Source organism: Synechococcus sp. R55.2 (assembly GCF_047462075.1).
In the GTDB taxonomy this organism is placed as follows: Bacteria; Cyanobacteriota; Cyanobacteriia; order Thermostichales; family Thermostichaceae; genus Thermostichus.
In genome coordinates this window covers 1-22,526 of sequence record NZ_JANSIH010000278.1, presented here as the reverse complement: position 1 = coordinate 22,526, position 22,526 = coordinate 1, and the positions used below count along the sequence as shown (strand labels likewise).

Below are 22,526 nucleotides of genomic sequence, written 5' to 3'. Positions count from 1 at the left end.
GAGCTGAAAACGGCAGTGAAGGGCTTGAATGGCCTGCAGGCGGCGGCGATCCAAAGCACAGGCTATGCGCAACAGGGGGCTCAGTTCCAGCACCACTTGGCGATCCCGCTCGTCGCTGAGGCGCTGGAAGTTCTCGTGCTTCTTCTTGGGGGGCGACTTGCGGTGGTAGCGGGCCAAGTTGGCGATCACCTCCACCTCTTCTTCGTTGAAGCCCAAGAGTTCTCCATGGCGGATCAGGTAGTAGGAGTGCTTGTGGTGGGCGGCATGGCTGATGAAGTGGCCGCAGTTGTGCAGCATGGCCGCCGCCCAGAGAAGAGCCCGCTCCCGGGATCCCCAGCCATGCAGGATGCCGCGGGTTTGATCGAAAAGGCTGAGGGCAAACTCGGCCACCCGCTCGGCATAGGGGATCTCCACCTGATATTTTTCCGCCAGCTTGAGCACACTGCGCCGCCGCACCGAGCTGTGGTAGCGCAGCCGATCCTCAATCAAGCCTTGGCCGATCATCCAATCCACGATCAGCCCTTCCCGCAAAGCCCGTTCGCAAAATTGAACCCGCTCTACCCCCAGCAGGCTCATCACTTCCTCTAGGATCAGGGCGCCGGCCAGGATGATCTCCCCCCGTCTTTCCCCTAGGCCGGGAAGTTTTTGCCGTTCGGCCACCGTCAGGGATCGCAGCTCTTTGATGTAGCCGCGCAAGGCTTCCAAGCTGAACTCATACCCCTGCAGGCGACTGGGGGGAGCGCCCAAACGACGGCGGGCATCCCACTGGGCCAGGCTCTCGACGGTGCCAGAGGTGCCCACCAAAGGCAGGGATCCCTGTTGTTGTGAAGATGCGACGATCCGTTTCATCTGCTCAATGGGGGATTCCAGCATGCCGCGGATGTGCTGGCGCAGGGCTTGCAGTTCGCCAGAAGTGGGCGGATCGTGGTGCAAAAAAGCCTGGGTTAGACGCACAGCTCCCACCTTGATGCTGCGCAGAAACTCCGGCTCTTGGCCATTGCCCAAGATCAGCTCTGTGGAGCCACCGCCGATATCCACCACCGCGTGCATCCGGTTGTGGAACTCCATCGCCGAGAGCACTCCCAGATAAATGCGGCGGGCCTCTTCCTGCCCCGAGATCAACTCCACCCGCAGGCCCAGCTCCCGTTCAATCCGCTTCAAAAACTCCGGCCCATTGGGGGCCTCGCGCACAGCACTGGTGGCCACCGCAACAATGGAATGCACCTGAAAGCTCTCGGCAATGCGGCAAAATCGTTCCAGGGCCACTCGGGCCCGCTCCATGGCTGCAGGGGTCAGGGCACCCGTCTGGTTGCAGTATTCCCCCAGCCGCACGGTGGCTTTTTCGCGGGAGATGATGGTGAAGCTGGGGATACGGGGATTGATGCGCACCACCACCATGTGGAGAGAGTTGCTGCCCACATCGATGGCGGCCAGAACGGGGGCAGCCCAAGATTCAGGACGAGAAGCCGGGCCGGTTTCGGAAACTGGGGGAGCAGAGGCGACAGGGCATTCCGTGAAGTCGGTGCGCGAAGAGATCATGGCTCGGGTGTGGGGGTCAACCCCTTTAGGATACTGTGTACTTTCCCCCCTTGTTCCGGGCCCAGTTGTCAGGTTTGCGATTGACTCGGCAAACAGGGGAATGGACTCAGCTTGGGATCCCTGCCGCTCTCGCCCCAGCCTAAGATAGGGACACAGTATTTGATTTGTTTGTTTCAAAGTAGGTTCCGATGTCTCAGCCAGCCGAATCACCTCAGAAGGCCAACAGCACCCTCAAACTGCTGCGCACTCACGAGTCTCCCAAACTGGAGCGCATCCGCCACACCACTTCCCATGTCCTGGCTATGGCGGTGCAAAAGCTGTTTCCCAAGGCCCAGGTGACCATCGGCCCCACAACCGACTACGGCTTCTATTACGATTTTGACCATCCCGAACCCTTTACGCCTGAGGATCTCGACCGCATCAAAAAAGAGATGCAGGCGATCATCAAAAAAGGTTTGCCGGTGATCCGCGAGGAGGTGAGCCGGGAAGAAGCCAGGCGCAGAATCGAAGCCCTCGGCGAACCCTATAAGCTGGAGATCTTGGACAGCATTCCCGAAGGAGAGGTCATCAGCATTTATCACTTGGGGGATGAATGGTGGGATCTCTGTGCTGGCCCCCACGTGGAAAACACCCGAGATCTCAACCCCAGAGCCTTTGATTTGCTCAGTGTGGCCGGCGCTTATTGGCGGGGGGATGAAACCAAGCCGCAGCTCCAACGCATCTACGGCACCGCCTGGGAGACCCCAGAGGAGCTGAAAGAATACAAACGGCGGCTGGAAGAAGCCAAACGGCGGGATCACCGCAAGCTGGGCAAAGAACTGGGCCTATTTTTGTTTTCGGATGAGGTGGGGCCGGGGCTGCCTCTCTGGACACCCAAGGGCACCATTCTGCGCTCGGTGCTGGAGGATTTTCTCAAGCAGGAGCAGCTCAAGCGGGGCTACCTGCCGGTGGTTACCCCTCATATTGCCCGTGTGGACTTGTTCAAGATCTCCGGCCACTGGCAAAAGTATCGGGAAGATATGTTTCCCATGATGTCGGAGAATGAGCAGGCGCGTGCGGCTGAACAGGGCTTTGTCATGAAGCCGATGAATTGTCCTTTTCACATCCAAATCTACAAATCCGAGCTGAGATCCTACCGCGATTTGCCCCTACGATATGCCGAGTTCGGCACCGTTTATCGCTACGAGCAATCGGGGGAATTGGGAGGTCTGACGCGAGTGCGTGGCTTCACGGTGGACGATGCCCATTTGTTTGTTCGCCCCGATCAATTGGAGGAGGAGTTTCTCAAGGTTGTCGATCTCATTTTGGTGGTTTTCGATAAGCTCAAGCTCAAGGATTTTCGCGCCCGCCTCAGCTTCCGGGATCCCAAGTCGGACAAATATCTGGGATCCCCCGAAGATTGGGACAAAGCCGAAAATGCCATCCGTCGCGCTGTGGAGAAGTTGTCGATGCCCCACTTTGAAGGGATCGGAGAGGCAGCCTTCTATGGGCCGAAGCTGGATTTTATTTTCCGCGACGCGCTGGATCGGGAGTGGCAACTGGGCACGGTTCAGGTGGACTACCAAAACCCACAGCGCTTTGATCTGCAATACGTAGCTGAGGACGGATCCCGGCAACGCCCGGTGATGATCCACCGCGCTCCCTTTGGCTCGCTGGAGCGGCTGATTGGGATCCTCATCGAAGAATACGCTGGGGATTTTCCCTTCTGGCTGGCCCCGGAACAGGTGCGTATTTTGCCCATTTCCGATCAGTATTTGGGCTATGCCACCCAAGTGCGGGATCAACTGCGGGAACATGGGATCCGCGTTCACATCGATGCCGACAGCGATCGTTTGCCCAAAAAAATCCGCAATGCCGAGAAGGCCCGGATCCCTTTTATGTTGATCGTGGGGGAACAGGAACAAGCGGCAGGAACGGTGAGCGTGCGCCAGCGCCATGGACAGGAGCTGGGATCCCTGACGGTGGCAGATTTCCTAGCCCAGCTACAGGCACTTGACTAGCTTGGGCATTCGGGATCCCTGGCTTGCGGCAACTGGGTTTTCAGAACTTGGAGCTCAAGAAAGAGCTTGAGTTTCCCTTTCTCAAGGGAAGCCAAGGGGGCTAATTGAAAAATCAGGATTTGGCCGACAACCCACCATGTTCTCTAGGGATTTTCTGGAGAGGATCCTGCAACGCTTTAGGAGCTGACGGCTAAATCGATCTGTCGCCGAATGGATTGGCCGTTACTTTGGTGAATTGATTGATAGTTACTTTGAATTGCAGTGAAATAGCCTGTCGATCTAAGCTCCTCATCTCCCGCTCTGCGATTGTAGATAACAGCACTATGAATTGTAGCTTTTACTACAGTATTAGCTTCTCTATTGGAGATAGGCTTTTGTGCATTCAAAGTCTGACCGCAGAGTGATGACTCAAGGATAGGATCCCATGCCCAAAACGCTGTTTAAAGTTGACCTGACTAAGCCAATGGATCAACAGGATCTACCGGGTCACAACCGCTGGCATCCTGATATTCCCGCTGTGGTTTCTGTAAACCCTGGCGAGGTATTCCGAATTGAGTGTAAAGACTGGACGGATGGGCAAATCAAAAACAACGATGATCCTTCCGACATTGAGCAGGTTGACCTAAGCGTTGTCCATGTTTTGAGTGGGCCTATTTGGGTTAACGGCGCCCAGCCTGGAGATATCCTGGTTGTCGATCTGTTAGACATTGGGCCACTGCCGGGAGACGAGTGGGGGTTTACAGGTATTTTTGCCAAAGAAAATGGAGGGGGATTCCTCACCGATCATTTTCCCAACGCGGCCAAAGCCATCTGGGATTTTCAAGGCATTTACACCACTTCCAGACACATTCCCCATGTGCGCTTTGCCGGCATCATTCACCCCGGCCTCATTGGCTGTGCCCCATCTCACGAGTTGCTGGCGGCTTGGAATAAGCGGGAAGCTGAGCTGGTCGCTTCGGCTCCCGATTTGCGCACTTACGGCGCGGGGCTATCCGGCAATCAGCCTGTGCTGGCCGCCTTGCCCAATCCCAAGAACGCAATTTTGGGAACTTTGCCCAAGTCAGAGTATGAGCGGGTTGCTGCTGAAGCGGCTCGGACGGTGCCCCCGCGAGAGCACGGCGGTAATTGCGATATTAAAAACCTGTCTAAAGGAACACGGATCTACTTCCCGGTTTACGTGGAGGGTGCCAAGCTGTCGATGGGAGATATTCACTTCTCGCAAGGGGATGGGGAGATCTCTTTTTGTGGCGCTATTGAGATGTCGGGCTACATCGATCTCCACGTCGATCTAATCAAGGGTGGTGTTGAGAAGTACAGATTGGTTAACCCCATTTTTAAGCCCGGCCCTGTTGAGCCACGTTACTCGGAATACCTTGTGTTTGAGGGCATTTCTGTGGACGAGCTTACAGGTAAGCAGCATTATATGGATGTTCACATTGCCTATCGACGCGCCTGCTTAAATGCCATCGAATATCTGAAAAAATTCGGCTTTACGGGAGAACAAGCTTATCTGCTGCTCAGTTCTGCACCGGTGGAGGGCAGAGTGAGTGGGATCGTCGATATTCCCAATGCTTGCTGTACGGTGGCTGTTCCTACGCAAATCTTCGACATAGATATTCTCCCTAGGTGAATGTTATCCGATGCCTCGTTCAAGGGGGTGGAATAGGAAGATGCCGCTGTATGAGTTTAAGTGTCAAACCTGTGGGGAGTTTGAGGTATGGCGGCCCTTATCTCAATATCGAGATCCGGCCTATTGTCCTTCTTGCAATCAGGAAGGGAAACGTCTCATTTCAGTTCCCATGGTTCAGCTTTCCAGCTCTTTGCCTATTTCAAAGGGGGGAAGAGAACCCAAACTGATCAAGCGTGAACAGCACTCAAATTCTGATCCAAACTCGCCAAAATATCGCTCCCAATCCTGTGGGCGACCTTGGATGTTGCACCATTAGTTATTAGACATAGTTGTTTCAGGCTAGGGTAAGACGCCTGGGCTATTGAAAAAAGCCTTCTGGCCCCGTGCATTATTGCTCCGCAGCGCTATTGCTATGCCTACGGCACCCTGACGGGAACCGCAACGCTGACGCGACGATGCGACGACGTAACGACGTGACCAACGTTTTAGGTGTGGGTGCAGTGTCCCAGTTTGAATCGAAATGACCATAGTGCTTAGAAAAAGAGAGACTCTCACAATACCCCCAGAAATGCTTTCCTCTGGCATGGCAGTTCACAACCTATGCTGGAAAAGGCGTTCAAGAAGCACCTCATGAGTGGGCCTGATCCTTCCTTGGCAGAGGGATCCCATCGCAGCGATATTGCCCTTCGCTTGCAGGGGATCACCAAGCGTTATCCTCTGGTGCTGGCCAACGACCACATCGATCTGGAGGTGCGTTGGGGAGAGATTCTGGCGCTGATGGGGGAGAACGGGGCGGGCAAGTCTACCCTGATGAAGATCGTCTATGGGTTGGTCAGCCCGGACGAGGGATCCATTCAAGTGGATGGGCAACCGGCCAAAATTTACAGTCCCGCCGATGCCATTCGGTTGGGAATTGGGATGGTGCATCAACACTTTATGTTGGTGGATCCCTTGACGGTTACGGAAAACGTGGTTCTTGGGGCCGAACCCGGCCATCTTTTTCAGGTCGATTTCCGTCGGGCCAGGGCTGAGGTGGCTCAGTTGATTGCCGAGATGGGCTTCCATCTGGATCCCGACGCCAGAGTGGAGGATCTGCCGGTAGGCCTACAGCAGCGGGTGGAGATCTTGAAAATGCTCTACCGCAAGGCCCGCATCTTGATTTTGGATGAGCCGACGGCAGTGTTGACTCCGCAGGAGGCAGGCGAGCTGTTTGCGTTTTTGCGCCGCTTTGCCCGGCGGGGGGGAGCTGTCATTTTCATCAGCCACAAGCTGAAGGAGGTAATGCAACTGGCCGACCGCGTCACCGTCATTCGGGATGGCAAGGTGGTGGCGACGTTGCCCACTGCCCAAACCGATGCCCAGGAACTGGCGCGGCTGATGGTGGGGCGGGAAGTCAGTCTGACCGTTGAAAAAAAGGCCGCTACCCCTGGGGAGGTGTTGCTGGATGTGCGAGATCTGTGGGTGGATATACCGGGGCGGAAGCCGGCGGTGGCGGGGGCGAGCTTCCAGGTACGTGCCGGCGAGATTGTGGGCCTTGCCGGTGTGGAGGGAAACGGCCAAACGGAATTGGTGGAGGCGATCACCGGCTTGAGAAGCTACCGCGGCCAAATTCGCTATGGAGCCGGATCCCTGTCTGCTTCGGCCCGACAGGTGCGTTGCTGGGGTCTGAGTCATATCCCCGAAGATCGCAATGTGAGAGGTTTGGTGCTGGATTTCCCCACCCGCGACAACCTGATCCTGGGGGATCACCATCAAAAGCCGTATACCGGCTGGTTGGGATTTTTTCGGGAAGAGGCCATTGACCAACATGCCCGCCAGGTGGTGGAGAGCTTCGACGTTCGCCCCCGCAGCATTTCCCTGACGGCCCGCCGCTATTCTGGGGGCAATGCCCAGAAGATCGTTGTGGGACGGGAGCTTTCCTGTGGATCCAAGGTGCTGGTGGCTGCCCAGCCGACGCGGGGGGTGGATGTGGGGGCCATCGAGGCCATTCATCGCCGCATCCTGCAGGCACGGGATCAGGGCATGGGGGTGCTGCTGGTATCGGCGGATTTGAATGAGGTGATCAGCTTGTCGGATCGCATTTTGGTGATCCATGAGGGCCGCCTGGTAGGAGAACTCAGGCCTGAAGAGGCCACCGAAGAGCGGATCGGGCTGCTGATGGGCGGGATCCAGCATTAGACGAGGCTGGGGGCAGCTTGAGAAGACCCTGCCGCCCGTTCTTGGGCTAGGGCTGCTCGCCGTTGCTCCAACTCTTGAGGAGAGATGCGCCCATAGGTCACGCTCATCTCGGCCAGCCGCTGGATCATGTCCTGCCGCAGCATGTCCTCGCGGTAGCGCCAGGCCCAGTTGTTCTCGGTGGTGCCGGGGAAGTTCATGCGCGCCTCTGCCCCCAAGCCCATCACATCCTGCAGGGGAATGATGGCCAGGTCGGCTACGGAAGAAAGGGCCAAGCGGATCAGATCCCAATGGATGCCCCCGGATCCCTGGCAGCCCAAATAGCGCAGCAGGTTTTGTTTTTCCCACTCCGAGCGCTCCGGGTCATGAAACCAGCCCACCACCGTATTGTTGTCGTGGGTGCCGGTGTAAACGACAAAGTTACGCTCGTAGGCATGGGGCAAATAGGGGTTATCCGGCCCGGAACCAAAAGCAAACAGCAGCACCTTCATGCCGGGCAAGCCAAATTGATCCCGCAGTTGCAACACCTCCGGCGTAATGTCTCCCAGATCTTCGGCAATCACCGGGATTTCCCCCAGCTTGTCGGCCAGGGCCTGAAAGAAATCTGCTCCCGGCCCTTTTTGCCACTCCCCTTCCACAGCCGTTTCTGCATCGCCTGGAATGGCCCAGTAGCTCTCGAAGCCGCGAAAGTGGTCGATGCGCACACAGTCCACCTGCTTGAGGATGGCCTGGATGCGCCGGATCCACCAGTCGTAGCCGCGAGCCTTGAGCACCTCCCAGTTGTAGAGGGGGTTGCCCCAGCGCTGCCCGGTGGGGCTGAAATAGTCCGGCGGCACACCGGCTACTTGTAAAGGCCGTCCCTGTTCATCCAGGTGAAACAGCTCCCGGTTGGCCCACACGTCGGCACTGTTGGGGGCAACATAGATGGGCACATCCCCAATGAGCCGCACTTGATGCCGATGAGCATACTCCCTTAGGGATCCCCACTGCTGGGCAAACAGATACTGCCAAAACATCTGCTCGGTAATGGCATCGGCATAGCGGTCGCGAGCCTCTTGCAGGGCCGGCGGATCCCGTCGCACCAAGGCCGGATCCCATTGGTTCCACTCTTGCTCGCCGTACACATCCTTGAGGGCCATGAACAGGGCATAGTCGGGCAACCAATCGGCTTCGGCAGCACAATAGGCTTGGAAGGCTTCCCAGTCGGCGGCGGACGCTTTTTCTTTGAAGGTTGCCCAGGCGCGGTGCAGCAGGCCCAGCTTGAAGGGGATCACGGTTTCGTAGTCCACCCGCTCGGCAGACCCGGCTTGGATCGTTGGCCATTGGGGCAGGTCCTGCCAACTGTCGGGCTCTAGCCAGCCGGCTTTTACCAACAGCTCCGGGCTGATGAGCAGCGGGTTGCCGGCTATGGAGGAAAAGCTCATGTAGGGGGAGTTGCCCCAGCCGGTAGGTCCCAGAGGCAGCACCTGCCAGAGGCGCTGGCCGCTCTCCACCAGAAAGTCCACAAAGCGATAAGCCGATGGCCCCAGATCGCCGATGCCAAATGGCCCCGGTAGCGAGGTGGGGTGCAAGAGGATCCCGCTGAGTCTGCCCATGCGCATGGCCAAGCCCTTTTGCTGAAGGTGGCTTCACCGCCTATGCTGTCACTTCCAGAGCCACGATGAACAGCTCCAGACAAGACAAAATCGGCACAAAGCCAAAAGACCCCCTTTTCCGCCCTGGCCAGGGATCCGGAACTGGGATCCTGTCAGGCCATCTCAGGCGCAGGGCAGGCTTGGGCATACCAGTCATAGAGGCCATCACCGGTGGTGAGCCAAGTCTGAGGGCGAGATTGGATGTGCTGCAAGGCTTTTTTCAGGGATCCCATCCGCAGAGGCTGCCCGACAATGAAAGGATGTAGGCCGATGGCCATGACGCGGGGGGAGCGTTCCCCATCTTGCCACAGTTGATCAAACTGGTCGATGAGGGCTTGGGCAAAGGCTTCTGCCGGCAGGCGGGCGCTCAGACAAAGGCTGATGTCGTTGGCCTCTAGAGTGTAGGGGATCCCCAAGAGAGGGCCGGCGGCAGTCTGCAGCCAGTAGGGTTGGTCGTCGTTTACCCAGTCGGTGGTGTAGCGGATCCCGGCAGCCTTGAGCAGGTCAAAGGTGTTCTCGCTAACGGAAAACCCCGGCGTCAGCCAGCCCCAAGGGCGGGATCCCGACACCTTTTCCAAAAGGGACAAACTGCGCTCAATGAGCTCCTGTTCGACGTCACGGGCCAGGCCGCTGTGGCCGGTGGAGTTGTTCCAGCCGTGGGCCAACACCGACCAGCCGTATTGGCGGATCCCTTCAATGATGGGGGGGTAAAGCTGCACCATTTCTGCATTCAAGGCGGCAGTCACCGGGATCCCCAGCTCGGCAAACAGCTCAAACAAGCGCCAAATGCCCACCCGATTGCCGTAGTCCCGCCAGCCATAGTTGGCGATCTCAGGGGAGCTGGTGAGATGGGGTTGAATGGCCGTGCCCAGCTTGCCAAAGGTGAAGTGCTCGATGTTCATCACCACGTACACAGCCACCCGCGCCCGATGCGGTAGGCTCGGCAGATTTCGGCTGGGCAGAGCTGAGTAGGCAGGGGGCAGCATGTCCGCTCTCCAAAGCTTTGATGCTCACCAAGGGGGCAGGCTAGTCCTTTGATTTTCCTGAGGTCAAGGCCCGATGGCAAGCCTGCACTTCTGGAAGGGTGAATAGGCGACGAAAGGCGATCCCTGCTTCGCGGCAGCGATCTTCTGCCCCTTCCAGCCGATCCACCAAAGCCAGGATCCCTTCCGCCCGGTAGCCGGCTGCCCGCACCCGTTCGACAGCCTTCAAAGCAGAACTGCCGGTGGTCACCACATCTTCCAGGATCCACACCCGACTGCCCGCCGGCAACTCCGGCCCCTCGATCCAGGCTTGCGTGCCGTGCCCCTTGGGCTCTTTGCGCACGATTAGGGCGGCTAGGTTGGCAGGCTCAGCCCTCAGGGAGGCCAAACTCACCGCCGTCACCAGGGGATCTGCCCCCAGCGTCATTCCGGCCACTGCCTCGGTTTCGGGCGGCAACAGTCGGTGCAGCAGGGATCCCACCCAATAAGCTCCTTGGGGGTGAAGGGTAACCGGTTTGCAGTTGATGTAGTAGGGGCTCTTCTGTCCAGAAGTGAGGGTAAAGGAGCCTTCTCGATAGGCCAGTTGGGCGAGGAGATACAACAGTTTCTCCCGCGCTTCTTCTGGGGAAAGGGTCAGGGGAGAGCAGTCAAGAAGCAACACAGCAGGGATCCCCTTGGTTCAATGGCTGGCCAGAAAGAGCACTCAGGACATTTTATTATGCGGCAAATCTCCACCGAATCCAATCTCCCGTTTTTCGGCTTCACGGGAGGGATCCCTGTCACGCAAAAGATACGCCTGTCTTGGCTAGGGCCAATGTTGCTGAAGTTCTAGACCGGCGGATACCTGAAAATCTGTTCAAACAACCACCTGGGGCATCATTTGCTCAACCAACAGAAGCAACGTGTTGGCAACAGAAGATGGCTCTTGAGCATTCAAAGTGGTGTGGGGAATCGCGCCATCTTGATTCCCCAAAATTAACAAAATGTCTTCTGGATCCCAGGCATTGGGTTGATCGACGTGGGTGATCCCAATCACGCAGGGGGCACTTGTCCTGGCTTTCATAAAAGATTGAATAGCTTGGGCGTTGCGAAATTGGCCCGGCAAGTGCGCAGGCACCAGAAGAACATAGCCGTGGGCGCGCTTAATTAAAATATCCCACATAAAGTTAAAGCGAGACTGGCCGGGAGTGCCGTAGAGATGCAGCCACATCTCTTCTTCCTCCTCTCCAATTCTCAAGCGGCCGAAGTCCATGCTTACCGTCGTGGTTTTCTTCAGCTCTGCCACCTCGTCCGTTGCTTTGCAATCGGTGTCTACTACCTCAATCTCGCTAATCGTGCGAATAAAGGTAGACTTTCCAGCTCCCACCGGCCCTGTTACAACAATTCGCAAGATATTTCCCATAAACTGGCCTCAGACTAAGCTCTAGCGACAAAGCTGAATAAAACTCGGGGGAGTGCACCGATGTGCCGCACGGGAGGTAAAGCTATCTCCAGGTTGCTTCTAAGATAATCTAAAAAAGATACCAACGCCAGCTCTGCTCCAGAGGGATCCCAGAAACTCAAGCACCTCAGCCCAAGAAGGTAGAGAAATTAAGCAAGTAGAGTAAGCAAGAGCCCACTCTAACTCAAACAACTCAAATTAAACTGTTGGCACCATTGGCAATTAACCGTTTGAATAAAGCCTCGCTCATGCCTGTTTCCTGTTGCACGGCGTTATAGGCCACCTCAAGGTAAGCTTGCTCAATAAAGGAGAGGTCAATCATGCAAACCTTGCTCAAGCTGGTGCGCAACTGCTCAGGCTTGCCTTCTTTCACCAACCGCCGACTGACCTCCTGCACAACTGTGGCCATAGCAGGCACAACATGTTGAGGGCCGATCCCAACGCGCACATGAACTATGCCAATCTTCCAGCGGCGATCCGCATACTGGGGGCCCCAATTGTCCATGCCCGTGAACATTTCCTTGAACCAGTCAGCAAAAGTTTGGCCCAGCCGCTGCCGGTTGTGCTTGGCTATCACTGCCGCCATTTCGGCATCGCGATCCAGATAGCCGTAAAAGGCGTCTGACATTTCCGCCGCGATACTGCCGCCCCAGTCAGCACTTTGCTGCAAAACTTTCTTGTCATCATCTGTGAATTGCGTGCGCGAGATCAGGACTTGGAGCAGCTCAGAAGGTTTAATGGCCATACTTCCCTCAACGTCAGGACAGAATCAAAAACTTAGCCTCCACATTTGATTTTCTTACTTCATTGCCTCTGCAATGCTTGCCGCGACTCGCTTAATTTCCAAAAAGAGCAAGCCTTGCTTGACTTCATGGCTGGCAATTGTCAGCAAGACGGCATCGGGGCCACAACTGGTTAAAACCCCGTATCCTTTTTCCCCCTGTACAAAAACTCTCTCTATGGCTCCGCGCCCTAGCTCTCTCCCAATCCGTTCGCCCAAAGAAAGCATGGCAGCCGACATAGCAGAGGTTCTCTCTTCATCCATACCCACAGGCAGTGTGGAAGCTAAAGGTAGCCCGTCGGGGGTGACCACTGCTGCTCCCTGGACTTCCGGTGTGTTGGCAACATAGCTCTGGAGGATCGCCTGCAAAGAGGACAGATTAGCCATCCTACATCTCCCTGCTGATTCACTATTTCTAATGTTTCTACCCGAAAACCGAAAACATGACTGCAAATATCCCTATGCTTTTATTTTTCGCGCATGCCCTTGAGGAGGGTGGCCAATCGACTGACCAGAGAAGGCTTGACGGGGCCGCCCTCATCCTGGAGACCAGGCACCCTTGCCCCCAGCCTCTCCCTCACCGGCTCGGGATTCACCTCCTCAGCAATCGACTTGGACAGCTCCCAGTGACCAGACCGAGCCAGAACCGTTGGCCCCTCACAGGGACTGATCAACCCCAGCTTGGCCAGACGGGCACAGGCATAGCGCACCTCCAGCAGGTCTGCCCCCAGTGCTTGAGCCAAAGCCGTCAGCTTGCGAGAAGGCGACACCTGCTCCAGGATCCCCCACTCCAGCGCAGAAAGCTTGAACAGAGGCAGTTCGGTGCTGGTACGCCAAAAGCAACTATCGGGTTCGGGCAGGTCTTTTTCGGGGCGTTGCTCCAGCTTGAGCTGCTGCAGGGCTTCCAGGACGGCAGCGGTGGCGCTTTTGCTGAGGCCAGTCATTTCTCGGTAGGGCATGGGCACGTTGGGCAGGAAGCTGAACTGGCCGGATTCGAGGGCGAAGAGGCTGTAGAGGCCGGTTTGCAGTTGATGGCGAAAGAGCTTGGCCAAATCTACGGGCGAGATCAACCCTTGCCGCTGCAGGCAACGCCCCAGAGGCTCCTCCAAGCCCCTAGCGACCAACTGGCTGACCACCTGCTCGTCCACCAAGCCAAAGCGCGTCAGCAGGCTTTCCAAACGATGCTTTTCTTCAGGGGTGAGGGCGGCGACCACCCGACCTTGGTAAAACCAAATCCGCTGAACGCCATTGGGTGCCCAGATGGATAATTGCCCTGCTTTCTTACCCTTTTCCATTAAATGCAACAGGTCGCATAAGGAAAATTCCTGAAGATCTCCAAGCATCGCCATACTTTTGCTCCCTTCACCGCTGCAAGATGCGCTTTCTCAGTATTTTCACGGTTTTTGCTTTGCTAAGCAAGAAACCAGAAGATGCGCTTACAGCTTGGTTTCGGCCTAATCTTACAACCAAATCCTCAAAAGTTAAAACGGATTAATCTTTTTAATCAAATGTATAGTCAAATGTACGAAGTTGCCGAATTTTTGGCTTGGACGCAGCGGAAATTGTGTCAGAAGCTCGGTAAAACCTCGGAAGACTTAACGATCGATACTTAGTCATTCGTAATTTTTAACACTTTTTTAGCTGCGGCTACTCGAAGATCTACGGGGTACAAAAGTTCGCCTCAAGAGGAGTGAATTGAGGATTACACTGAGGGAACTCAAGGCCATGAGACCCCCAGCGATTGCCGGGCTAAGCCCAATGCCAAAGGGGGGTAGGAGCACGCCTGCTGCCACTGGGATCCCCACCAGGTTGTAGCCAAAGGCCCAGAGGAGGTTCTGCTGGATCTTGCGGAAGGTGGCGCGGCTGAGGCGGATGGCTTGCACCACATCCCAGAGGTGGTTGCGCATCAGAATGATATCGGCGGTCTCAAGGGCGGCATCGGTAGCGGAATGCAGGGCGATGCCCACATCGGCTTGGGCCAAAGCCGGAGCGTCGTTAATGCCATCTCCCACCATGGCAACTCTCTGGCCTTGGGTCTGCAGGTCGCGGATGACTTGAGCTTTGTCTGCCGGGTGAACCTCGGCGATAACGCGGATCCCGGGCACTTGCAGAGCTTCGGCTACCTGCTTGGCCACCTCAGCCCGATCGCCAGTAAGCAGCATCACCTGCAAGCCCATCTTTTGCAGTTGTCGCAGTGTTGCCTGCGCATCAGGCCGCAAGGGATCCTGGGCTGCCAGCAGCCCCACCAGGGATCCCTCTACAGCCACGCCCACCACCGTTTTGCCGGCTGCCAGTAGCGCCTCGGCCTGGGCCTGCGCCTCTGGGGAAATTGGGATCCCCAAAGCAGCCAGCCCATCCAGGGATCCCAACACCACTTCCTGCCCTTCCACTTGGGCGGCGACTCCTATCCCCGGTTGGGTTTGAAACTCGCCGGCGGAGAGCAACGGCAAACCCTGGGTGCGGGCGGCTTGCAAAATGGCTTGCGCCAGAGGGTGGCGAGTGCCGCTTTCCACTGTGGCCGCCAGTTGGAGTAGGCGATTGGGATCCAGGGAGGGGTCAAGGCTGAGACAGTCCGTCAGGTGGGGATCCCCTTGGGTGAGGGTGCCGGTTTTGTCGAAGACCACCGTTTGCAAGCGATGGGCTTTCTCCAGAACATCTCCCCCTCGGATGAGCAAGCCCCGCTCGGCTCCCAGCCCGGTACCCACCAGGATGGCCATCGGCGTAGCCAATCCCAAAGCACAGGGGCAGGCCACCACCAAAACGGCAATGGCCATCTTGAGGCTGCTGAGCAGGGGTGTGGGGTGAGGGGGATGGTCGCTCAGATGCAGATGGGCGTGCAGGCTGAACCCCTCCAGGACAAAGTGCTCCGCACCGCCGCTCCCCCAAAGCGGGATCCCAATCCAGTACCAGAACCCAAAGGTGAGAATGGCCAGGGTCACCACCCCATAGGTAAAGTAGCCCGCCACCTGGTCGGCTATCCGTTGGATGGGGGCCTTGCGAGCTTGGGCCTCTTCCACCAGGCGGATGATCTGGGCCAAGGTGGTGTCTTTCCCGGTGCGCGTCGCTCGGCACAGCAACAACCCCGATTGGTTCAGCGTCCCCGCCACCACGGGATCCCCTGCTTGTTTCAGCACCGGCAAGGGTTCCCCTGTCAGCATCCCCTCGTTGACCGTGGCCTGGCCGGCAATGACTTCTCCATCCACCGGGATCTGTTCGCCGGCCCGCACTTGGAGCCAATCCCCCACTCGCACCTGTTCGACAGGGCACCATTCTCCGGTTTGGGATCCCAGATCCAGGTTCCCCTCTGGGCTGGAAGCCAGAGATCCCGCCTTCTCTGCAGGCTGAACCCGCCGAGCCAAACTGGGACACAAGCTCACCAGCGATTGCAGGCTGCTGGCCGCCCGCAGGCGGCTGTGCTGTTCCAAGGCCCGTCCCAACAGGATGAAGCTGAGCATCATGACGGGCTCGTCGAAAAAGCACTCCCAGCCCACCTGAGGGGCCAACAACCCCGCCAGACTGGCCAGGTAGGCCGATCCGGATCCCAAGGTAACCAAGGTGTTCATGTTGGGGGCCAGCCGCCGTGCCCCTCTCCAACCATCCAGGACAATGCCGCGAGCCGGGCCGACAAAAGTCAAGGTCGCCAAGCCCCAGTGCAGCCAGACATCATTAAGGAGGGGCAAGCCCAGACGGGCGAAGAGATCCAAGTGTCCGGCGGCAGAAATCAGCAGCAAAAAAGCGGCGGTGAGCGCTTGGCGAATGTGGTGTCGGGTCTGCTGTCGCTGCCGAGAGAGGGGATCCGCAGGCACATCCAAGGCTTCTTCCCACCCACCGGGAGGGGAAGAGGGATCTTGAGAGTGCTCCGCACCGCTGACGCGAACGGAACTCCCGCCGGAGAGGGCCTCACCCTCTGAACTGTAGCGGCTGGGAAACCCTGCCTCTGTCAAAATCTGGGCCAGGTGCTGCGGGTCGGGCCGGATCCCAGGGGCAAACTCCACAAGGGCCGACTCGGTAACCAGGTTAACGCTGGCCTTGACCACCCCCGGCTGTCTCAGCAGGGCCTGCTCAACGGTGCGAACGCAGCCGGCACAACTCATGCCCCCCACCTGGAGAATCAGGGATCCCGCCTGAGAAGGCGCTGTGGGCCCATTCTGGTCAGCCGGATCCCTTGGCCTGTCTGCCTTATGGGCCTTATGGGTCAGAGTGCTCCGCACCGCTGACGCGAATGCATCTGGGATGGCCATCTTTGTTCTCCCGTGGTTAACAGCCCCCTCGCCCTACTGGCCAGTTATGTAGCGGTAGGACAGGGCTCTACATCCCATTTTTTGCCAAACTCAATCGTAGGACTGGGATCCCGGCGACAAAGTGCTCCCCACCGCTAACGCAAACGGCAAGGGAACGGAAAGCAACAACTAGGCAGCGCGGGCAGGCGGGGACATAAAGCTGGGGGGAATGGACTCGGGAACATACCTTTGCAAAATATCCTCGATGGTCTGCATCGCTTCCGCATCCAACGACCAGCCCCAAAGGCCGGATATTGCCTCCAGATGATAGGGCTTGCGTGCCCCCCACAGCGCCACACTCACCCCCGGTTGATCCAGCAGCCAGCGCACCGCCAACTGAGCCAAGGTCTTGCCATAGCGATCCTGAGCAAACTGGCTCAATGCCTCTGCCGCCTTTAGGTACTGGGAGTAGCGCGGTTCAACAAACTTGGGGTCGATCCCGGCTCGCATATCCCCTGAAGGGAAGGTGGTTTGTGGCGTCATCCGTCCGCTCAGCAGACCTCGGCAGAGGGGGCTGTACACCAAGGTGTGAATGCCGTGCTCTCGACAGTAGGGCAAGACCTCTGCTTCAATCTGCCGCTCGAACAGGTTGTAGGGGGGCTGGGCGGTGTGCAGAGGAGCCACCTGGCGAAACCGATCCATCTGTTCGGGGGAAAAGTTGCTGACCCCAATGGCGCGGATCTTGCCCTGCTGCAGCAACTGCCCCAGAAACGCCGCCGTTTCTTCGATCGGTTCCAAGGGATCCGGCCAATGAATTTGGTAGAGATCGATCACATCTGTTTGCAAGCGGCGCAGAGAATCCTCCAGTTCTTGGGCCAAGCGAGGCAGGCTGGAGTTGCGCACCACTTTGTTGTTTGTCCACTCCAGTCCCGCTTTGGTGGCGAGAACCACCCGATCGCGGCAACCTGAGTCTTTGATCGCTTGCCCCAGCACTTCCTCCGAAACACCCAGTCCGTAGATGGGAGCGGTGTCGAAGGTGGTTATGCCCAAATCAATGGCTTTGCGAATCGTGGTGTAAGATTCCTGGCGGTCGGAAGGGCCCCACCAGCCGCCGCCCATCGCCCAAGTGCCCAGGCCCACCCGGCTCAACCTTAGCCCTGCATCTGCGAGGGTGACGAACTCCATGGCTGCTCCTGCTGAACCCCGATCCTCCCACTGTGGCCAGGGATCCTCTCCAAAAATCTAGCAGACATTGCTGACAGCAGCCGAGGTTGCGTGAACGACCCAAGCCTGTGACCGGGGTTGGAAGGAGAGGAGAGGCTTTTGACTCTGCTGTTGTAAGGAACTGAATCGATAGGATCCCATTCAAGAGCTGCAGCGTCTCTCAACCCAGAACTTTTGCGAGGAATGGCTCCATGAAGCCCACTTTTCTTGTCTCTACTGTCAGCTCCGTCGGTATGGCTCTCCTGTGGGGATCCCTTCTGGCTGGAAGGGCTGCCCAAGCGCAGGTGATCACCCCTCTTTTCCCCTCTGGAACTCCCATCCCCGTCGAACCCTTGCCCCCCAGCCCGGACATTCCCACCCTGCCCATTGTGCCGGATCCCCGGCCTGTGCCGGCAACCCCTGCTCCCCAGCGACCGCTGCCCAGGGGGAGTTTTGAGGAGATCAGCCGCTACTTCCGGGATCTCAACCGCGCCAAAAACCTGGCCCGCCAAGCTGCCGAGATCGCCAATGGGGGCCTGCAGCGCTATCGCGCCGAAGCTTCCATGCACGGGGCAGCCATCGACTCGCCGTTTGAAGAGTTTGAAGATGCTTGGATCTTCACCTTCCGGGGGGGAGAGCCCGGCTTTGTCCAGCCCAGCATTGAAACCCAGGTGCGGGTGGACAGGCGCACCTTTCAAACCACCATCCTCTACAACGGCCCCATCCGCTCCCGCCGCTGACGGCAGCCTGGGATCCCTGCCATCCTTGGCATAATCAGAAAAGGGCGAGGGATCCGGGGTATGACCAAGTTTGTCTTCGTCACCGGTGGAGTGGTCTCCAGCATCGGCAAAGGCATTGTGGCGGCTAGCTTGGGTCGCCTGCTCAAATCCCGCAACTACACGGTGTCGATTTTGAAGCTGGATCCCTATATCAATGTGGATCCCGGCACCATGAGCCCCTACCAACATGGGGAAGTGTTTGTTACCGACGATGGCGCCGAGACCGACCTGGACTTGGGCCACTACGAGCGCTTCACCGACACCAACATGTCTAAGCTCAACAACGTCACCACCGGCTCCATCTACCAGGCCGTGATCCACAAAGAGCGGCGCGGCGATTACCAGGGCAGCACGGTGCAGGTGATCCCCCATGTTACCCAAGAGATCAAAGAGCGGATCCGGCGAGTGGCCCGCGAGACCAACCCCGATGTGGTGCTGGTGGAGGTGGGGGGCACGGTGGGGGATATCGAGTCTCTGCCCTTTTTGGAGGCCATTCGCCAATTTCGCAAGGACGTGGGCCGCGCCAATGTCGCCTATGTGCATGTCACCCTGGTGCCCCTGATCAAAGCGGCAGGGGAGATGAAAACCAAGCCCACCCAGCACTCGGTGAAGGAGCTGCGCTCTATTGGTATCCAGCCGGACGTGTTGGTGTGCCGCTGCGAACAGCCATTGCCCCGCGGGATCAAGGAGAAGATCTCCGAGTTTTGCGATGTGCCGGTGGAATGTGTGATTCAGGCTCAGGATGCCCCCAGTATCTACGATGTGCCTTTGGTGCTCGAGCAGGAGGGGTTGGCGCAGCGGGTTTTGGAGATCCTCAACCTGGATCCCCAGCAGCCCGACCTGCGGGAGTGGGAGCTCTTGGTGAAGCGGCTGCACCACCCCCAAGAGCGGGTGGAGATTGCCATTGTCGGCAAATACGTGCGCCTTACGGATGCCTATCTTTCGGTGGCCGAGGCCCTGCGCCATGCCGGGTTGGCCCTCAATGCCGGCGTCACGCTGCGCTGGATCTCTTCTGAGGAGATCGAAGAGCGGGGACCAGAGGCATTGCTTTCCGGCGTGGATGGAGTGGTGGTGCCAGGGGGGTTTGGCAATCGCGGCATCGAGGGCAAGGTGGTCACCATCCGCTACGTGCGCGAGCGGGGCATTCCCTTTCTGGGCCTGTGTCTGGGCATGCAATGCGCGGTGATCGACTGGGGATGTCACATTGCCCATCTGGAGCGGGCCAACAGCTACGAGTTTGACCCCGATACCCCCCACCCGGTGATCAGCCTCTTGCCGGAGCAGAAAGATGTGGAAGATCTGGGAGGAACCCTGCGGCTGGGCCTCTATCCCTGTCGCATCATGCCCAATACCCTAGCGGCCAAGCTCTACGGTGAGGCCATCATCTACGAGCGGCACCGCCATCGCTATGAGTTTAACAATGCCTACCGCAGCCTTTTTCTGGACTCTGGTTATATCATCAGCGGAGTCTCGCCGGATAACCGCTTGGTGGAGATTATCGAGCTGCCCAGCCACCCCTTTTTCATCGCCACCCAGTTCCATCCGGAGTTTCGCTCCCGCCCCAACCGCCCCCACCCCCTCTTTTTGGGGTTGATCGAAGCTGCCCTGCGCAGCCGCCCTCAGCCTCACCCCCTGCAGTTGCAGAAGATGGGCTAGTTGACAGATCCCTTGTCCAAAAGTGGGGGCACGCCTCTGGTCCTGGTTCTGCAGAGCTTTGCTGAACATAAACTGCTGCGGAATCCTGGGTTTCGCCTGTGGAGCAGCCGTGGCCTACTGCCTAAAACGAGGTCATCCAATCTGCCAAAATTTCCTGTCGGCGTGGATGGCGCAGTTTGCGCATGGCTCGTGCTTGAATTTGTCGGACGCGCTCTCGAGACAGGCCGAAGAGCTGACCAATTTCGGAGAGAGTGTGCAGGTGGCCATCTTTCAGCCCATAGCGGAGCTTGAGGATTTCTTGCTCTCGGGGGCTGAGCTGCTCCAGCATTTCTTCCAGTTGGGCAGACAGCAGGTGCAAGTCCATTTGCGATTCGGGAGTGGGGCCGTTGGCGGCCTCGATAAGCTGCATCAGCTCCGTATCTTCCTCTTTGCCGACCGGAGTATGCAGCGAAAGAGTTTGGCGACCGGCTTCCAAGAGGGTTAAGAGAGCGTCCAGCTTGTCGGGGGAAATCTCCAGAGCTTTGGCAATCTCTGCTTGGGTGGGGCGACGGTTTAGGGCTTCGGTCAGATCTCGCCGGATCCGCTTCACCTGGTTGAGCTTTTCTACCATGTGCACCGGGATCCGCACCAGGCGCCCCTGATTGGCAACGGCGCGGGTGATCCCTTGGCGAATCCACCAGTAGGCGTAGGTGGAAAACTTGTAGCCGCGTTCGCACTCAAATTTTTCTGCGGCCCGGATCAGGCCGATGGTGCCTTCTTGAATCAAATCCAGAAACGGCACACCGCGATTTAAGTACTTTTTGGCAATCGAGACCACCAAGCGCAGGTTGGCCCTAACCAATTCCCGTTTCGCCCGTTCCCTGGCAGCTCCCCCCTCTGCAATCAGCCGTCCCAATTTCACTTCCTGCTCGGCACTGAGGAGTGGGTAGCGAGCCATTTCCCGCAAAAATATGCCCACCGAGTCCTCCGACAGCGAGGCTTGGGTCGCTCGGTTGCCGGGTTTGCTGAGCCGTACCTCAACCCGTTTCGGTGGGGGGGGACAATTCTGAACAGCTACATTCGTCCCATTTGGTTGAGATTTCATACAAACTCAAGCTCAAGTTCACAAGCGGGTGTTAAGAACTTTACTCAGTACAGGATGGAGGCGGCTAACCTTTCAGCAAACCCAACTTCCTTCAGGGATCCCTGCAGACACAGGGCAGAGATCTCGCCGGATTTCAAGAGGCTACTCGATTTCTCTAGGTTCAGACTTCAGCTTTTGCTAAGGTGGGGCGCAGACTAAACACTTCCGTGATGGTAACGGTCAGCATCCGGTAGGATTGTTAAACTGACTACAGAGTTGACCTTGTTTTGCAGTGCACCATGCCACGCCAACGGAAGAAATCGGATTTGCCCAGCAAGATTTGTCTCACCTGTCAGCGACCCTTCACCTGGCGCAAAAAGTGGGCCGACTGTTGGTCGGAGGTGAAATACTGTTCTGAGCGGTGTCGCAATCATCGCCCCAAGGGATCCCTGCCTGCTTCCCGGCAAGACGGTTGGGACGGATAATGTTGTCTCAGGATCAGGACATAAGGGTTTGGATCTGTCGGGGTTGGCGATGCGGTTTCTCAAGTGGCTGTTGCACAATCCCCACGAGACAGAAGAGGAGGATCCCTTTTTGCGGGCCATCACCCGCCTGGAAAGCCTGATCTCGAAGCTACTGTCAATTTTGATGATCGGGCTAATCACAGTAGCAGTGGTGGACTTGGCCCGGTTCTTGGTGGCAGATTTGTTGACCGAGCCAACTGGGTTTTTCTCCACCACTTTAATCGAGATCTTCGGCCTCTTTTTAAATATTCTGATTGCGCTGGAAATTCTGGAGAACATTACCGCCTACTTGCAAAAGCAGGTGGTGCAGGTGGAGCTGGTGATCGTCACCTCTTTGATTGCGGTGGCCCGCAAGATCATCATTTTCGATTTCGAGAAGCTGGGGGGGTTGGAGCTCATTGGCTTGGGGGCAGCGACGTTGGCCCTCTCGGTAAGTTATTGGCTGGTGCGGCGGGCCAAGTCTCCATCCAAGTCCGGGGAAGATTAAGCTCGGACAGAATCCTGGTACGATGGGGATGGAGCTTTCCTGCAAGAAACGTGCGTGCGCGATCTAAGTTGGCCAGCCTGGTGAAGTTAGCTGTGCTGATGGTGGTGCTTTGGGTGGGGTTGAGTGCTCTCCCTGTTTTGGCCCGCCCGCATTCTTCTCGCGATTTGCTCCTGGCACAACACTTGGGCAAACCCGTGAAAACCTACAACAATCCCCCCCCGATGGTGATCGACCCGGCCAAGTCCTACACGGCCACGATGGAGACCACCGCCGGCACAATGGTTCTGGAGCTGTTCCCGCAAGAAGCTCCCCTCGCCGTCAACAATTTCGTCTTTTTGGCCAACGACCACTTCTACGATGGTGTCATCTTTCACCGCGTGATTCGGGGCTTCATGATCCAAGGTGGGGATC

20 protein-coding genes are annotated in these 22,526 nt (G+C 57.5%); 9 read left to right on the top strand and 11 right to left on the bottom strand.

Annotated elements, in window-relative coordinates; translation table 11 throughout:
• On the bottom strand, nt 1–1,539 hold a 1,539-nt coding region (locus NW838_RS09080), incomplete at its 3' end, for an HD domain-containing protein (protein ID WP_414427901.1).
• A 188-nt stretch (nt 1,540–1,727) separates the two neighbouring features.
• Between NW838_RS09080 and thrS the strand changes: the two genes are divergently transcribed.
• The 4 genes from thrS (at nt 1,728) to NW838_RS09060 (ending at nt 7,347) form a co-directional block, all read left to right on the top strand.
• The gene (thrS, locus tag NW838_RS09075; protein ID WP_414427900.1) at nt 1,728–3,539 is read left to right on the top strand and encodes a threonine--tRNA ligase; all 1,812 of its coding nucleotides are present in this window, start codon (nt 1,728–1,730) and stop codon (nt 3,537–3,539) included.
• Between the two features lie 424 nt (nt 3,540–3,963).
• Nucleotides 3,964–5,169, top strand: coding sequence for a formamidase (gene fmdA / locus NW838_RS09070; protein WP_414356687.1), 1,206 nt, complete (start codon nt 3,964–3,966; stop codon nt 5,167–5,169).
• A 10-nt stretch (nt 5,170–5,179) separates the two neighbouring features.
• Entirely contained in the window at nt 5,180–5,485 is a 306-nt protein-coding gene (locus NW838_RS09065) for an FmdB family zinc ribbon protein (RefSeq protein ID WP_414341588.1), read from the top strand.
• A gap of 314 nt (nt 5,486–5,799) precedes the next feature.
• Complete coding sequence (locus NW838_RS09060) at nt 5,800–7,347, top strand: ABC transporter ATP-binding protein (protein WP_414427899.1); 1,548 nt, start codon at nt 5,800–5,802, stop codon at nt 7,345–7,347.
• On the opposite strand, the gene malQ is transcribed toward NW838_RS09060, so the two are convergent.
• From malQ to NW838_RS09015, 9 genes are all read right to left on the bottom strand, one after another.
• Nucleotides 7,344–8,945: a 4-alpha-glucanotransferase gene (malQ, locus tag NW838_RS09055; RefSeq protein ID WP_414427898.1), complete on the bottom strand. Its 1,602-nt coding sequence runs from the start codon at nt 8,943–8,945 to the stop codon at nt 7,344–7,346. The genes NW838_RS09060 and malQ overlap by 4 nt on opposite strands.
• A gap of 146 nt (nt 8,946–9,091) precedes the next feature.
• The gene (locus tag NW838_RS09050; protein ID WP_414427897.1) at nt 9,092–9,964 is read right to left on the bottom strand and encodes a polysaccharide deacetylase family protein; all 873 of its coding nucleotides are present in this window, start codon (nt 9,962–9,964) and stop codon (nt 9,092–9,094) included.
• Nucleotides 9,965–10,004: 40 nt separating this feature from the next.
• Nucleotides 10,005–10,622 (bottom strand): orotate phosphoribosyltransferase, encoded by a 618-nt coding sequence (gene pyrE / locus NW838_RS09045; RefSeq protein WP_414408097.1) that lies wholly within the window; start codon nt 10,620–10,622, stop codon nt 10,005–10,007.
• Nucleotides 10,623–10,817: 195 nt separating this feature from the next.
• Entirely contained in the window at nt 10,818–11,363 is a 546-nt protein-coding gene (locus tag NW838_RS09040; RefSeq protein ID WP_414356695.1) for a GTP-binding protein, read from the bottom strand.
• Between the two features lie 232 nt (nt 11,364–11,595).
• Nucleotides 11,596–12,147: a protoglobin domain-containing protein gene (locus NW838_RS09035; RefSeq protein ID WP_414356696.1), complete on the bottom strand. Its 552-nt coding sequence runs from the start codon at nt 12,145–12,147 to the stop codon at nt 11,596–11,598.
• Nucleotides 12,148–12,201: 54 nt separating this feature from the next.
• Entirely contained in the window at nt 12,202–12,570 is a 369-nt protein-coding gene (locus tag NW838_RS09030) for a roadblock/LC7 domain-containing protein (RefSeq protein ID WP_011433098.1), read from the bottom strand.
• An 80-nt stretch (nt 12,571–12,650) separates the two neighbouring features.
• A complete protein-coding gene (locus tag NW838_RS09025) occupies nt 12,651–13,532 on the bottom strand; it encodes a DUF4388 domain-containing protein (RefSeq protein WP_414427896.1) in 882 nt (293 codons plus the stop codon).
• A gap of 288 nt (nt 13,533–13,820) precedes the next feature.
• The gene (locus NW838_RS09020) at nt 13,821–16,424 is read right to left on the bottom strand and encodes a heavy metal translocating P-type ATPase (RefSeq protein ID WP_414427895.1); all 2,604 of its coding nucleotides are present in this window, start codon (nt 16,422–16,424) and stop codon (nt 13,821–13,823) included.
• A 168-nt stretch (nt 16,425–16,592) separates the two neighbouring features.
• Entirely contained in the window at nt 16,593–17,588 is a 996-nt protein-coding gene (locus tag NW838_RS09015) for an aldo/keto reductase (protein ID WP_414427894.1), read from the bottom strand.
• A 230-nt stretch (nt 17,589–17,818) separates the two neighbouring features.
• Here NW838_RS09015 and NW838_RS09010 point away from each other — a divergent pair, with 230 nt between their 5' ends.
• Nucleotides 17,819–18,346 carry a hypothetical protein gene (locus tag NW838_RS09010; RefSeq protein WP_414343236.1) on the top strand — a complete coding sequence of 176 codons (528 nt, stop codon included), beginning with the start codon at nt 17,819–17,821 and terminating at the stop codon, nt 18,344–18,346.
• 60 nt (nt 18,347–18,406) lie between these two features.
• Complete coding sequence (locus tag NW838_RS09005; RefSeq protein WP_414427893.1) at nt 18,407–20,041, top strand: CTP synthase; 1,635 nt, start codon at nt 18,407–18,409, stop codon at nt 20,039–20,041.
• Between the two features lie 121 nt (nt 20,042–20,162).
• Here NW838_RS09005 and NW838_RS09000 read toward each other — a convergent pair whose 3' ends face one another.
• Entirely contained in the window at nt 20,163–21,125 is a 963-nt protein-coding gene (locus NW838_RS09000; protein WP_414427892.1) for an RNA polymerase sigma factor RpoD/SigA, read from the bottom strand.
• A gap of 278 nt (nt 21,126–21,403) precedes the next feature.
• Between NW838_RS09000 and NW838_RS08995 the strand changes: the two genes are divergently transcribed.
• The 3 genes from NW838_RS08995 to NW838_RS08985 all read left to right on the top strand — a co-directional run.
• A complete protein-coding gene (locus tag NW838_RS08995) occupies nt 21,404–21,589 on the top strand; it encodes a DUF2256 domain-containing protein (RefSeq protein ID WP_041437321.1) in 186 nt (61 codons plus the stop codon).
• 49 nt (nt 21,590–21,638) lie between these two features.
• A complete protein-coding gene (locus NW838_RS08990; protein WP_414356708.1) occupies nt 21,639–22,115 on the top strand; it encodes a phosphate-starvation-inducible PsiE family protein in 477 nt (158 codons plus the stop codon).
• A gap of 50 nt (nt 22,116–22,165) precedes the next feature.
• The coding region (locus NW838_RS08985) for a peptidylprolyl isomerase (protein ID WP_414427891.1) at nt 22,166–22,526 on the top strand (361 nt) is incomplete at its 3' end.

Bases quoted from the DNA above. Each gene is read 5' to 3' on its own strand.
- thrS (WP_414427900.1), top strand. From the start codon at position 1,728: ATGTCTCAGCCAGCCGAATCACCTCAGAAGGCCAACAGCACCCTCAAA.
- fmdA (WP_414356687.1), top strand. From the start codon at position 3,964: ATGCCCAAAACGCTGTTTAAAGTTGACCTGACTAAGCCAATGGATCAA.
- NW838_RS09065 (WP_414341588.1), top strand. From the start codon at position 5,180: ATGCCTCGTTCAAGGGGGTGGAATAGGAAGATGCCGCTGTATGAGTTT.
- NW838_RS09060 (WP_414427899.1), top strand. From the start codon at position 5,800: ATGAGTGGGCCTGATCCTTCCTTGGCAGAGGGATCCCATCGCAGCGAT.
- malQ (WP_414427898.1), bottom strand. From the start codon at position 8,945: ATGCGCATGGGCAGACTCAGCGGGATCCTCTTGCACCCCACCTCGCTA.
- NW838_RS09050 (WP_414427897.1), bottom strand. From the start codon at position 9,964: ATGCTGCCCCCTGCCTACTCAGCTCTGCCCAGCCGAAATCTGCCGAGC.
- NW838_RS09040 (WP_414356695.1), bottom strand. From the start codon at position 11,363: ATGGGAAATATCTTGCGAATTGTTGTAACAGGGCCGGTGGGAGCTGGA.
- NW838_RS09035 (WP_414356696.1), bottom strand. From the start codon at position 12,147: ATGGCCATTAAACCTTCTGAGCTGCTCCAAGTCCTGATCTCGCGCACG.
- NW838_RS09030 (WP_011433098.1), bottom strand. From the start codon at position 12,570: ATGGCTAATCTGTCCTCTTTGCAGGCGATCCTCCAGAGCTATGTTGCC.
- NW838_RS09025 (WP_414427896.1), bottom strand. From the start codon at position 13,532: ATGGCGATGCTTGGAGATCTTCAGGAATTTTCCTTATGCGACCTGTTG.
- NW838_RS09020 (WP_414427895.1), bottom strand. From the start codon at position 16,424: ATGGCCATCCCAGATGCATTCGCGTCAGCGGTGCGGAGCACTCTGACC.
- NW838_RS09015 (WP_414427894.1), bottom strand. From the start codon at position 17,588: ATGGAGTTCGTCACCCTCGCAGATGCAGGGCTAAGGTTGAGCCGGGTG.
- NW838_RS09010 (WP_414343236.1), top strand. From the start codon at position 17,819: ATGAAGCCCACTTTTCTTGTCTCTACTGTCAGCTCCGTCGGTATGGCT.
- NW838_RS09005 (WP_414427893.1), top strand. From the start codon at position 18,407: ATGACCAAGTTTGTCTTCGTCACCGGTGGAGTGGTCTCCAGCATCGGC.
- NW838_RS09000 (WP_414427892.1), bottom strand. From the start codon at position 21,125: ATGAAATCTCAACCAAATGGGACGAATGTAGCTGTTCAGAATTGTCCC.
- NW838_RS08995 (WP_041437321.1), top strand. From the start codon at position 21,404: ATGCCACGCCAACGGAAGAAATCGGATTTGCCCAGCAAGATTTGTCTC.
- NW838_RS08990 (WP_414356708.1), top strand. From the start codon at position 21,639: ATGCGGTTTCTCAAGTGGCTGTTGCACAATCCCCACGAGACAGAAGAG.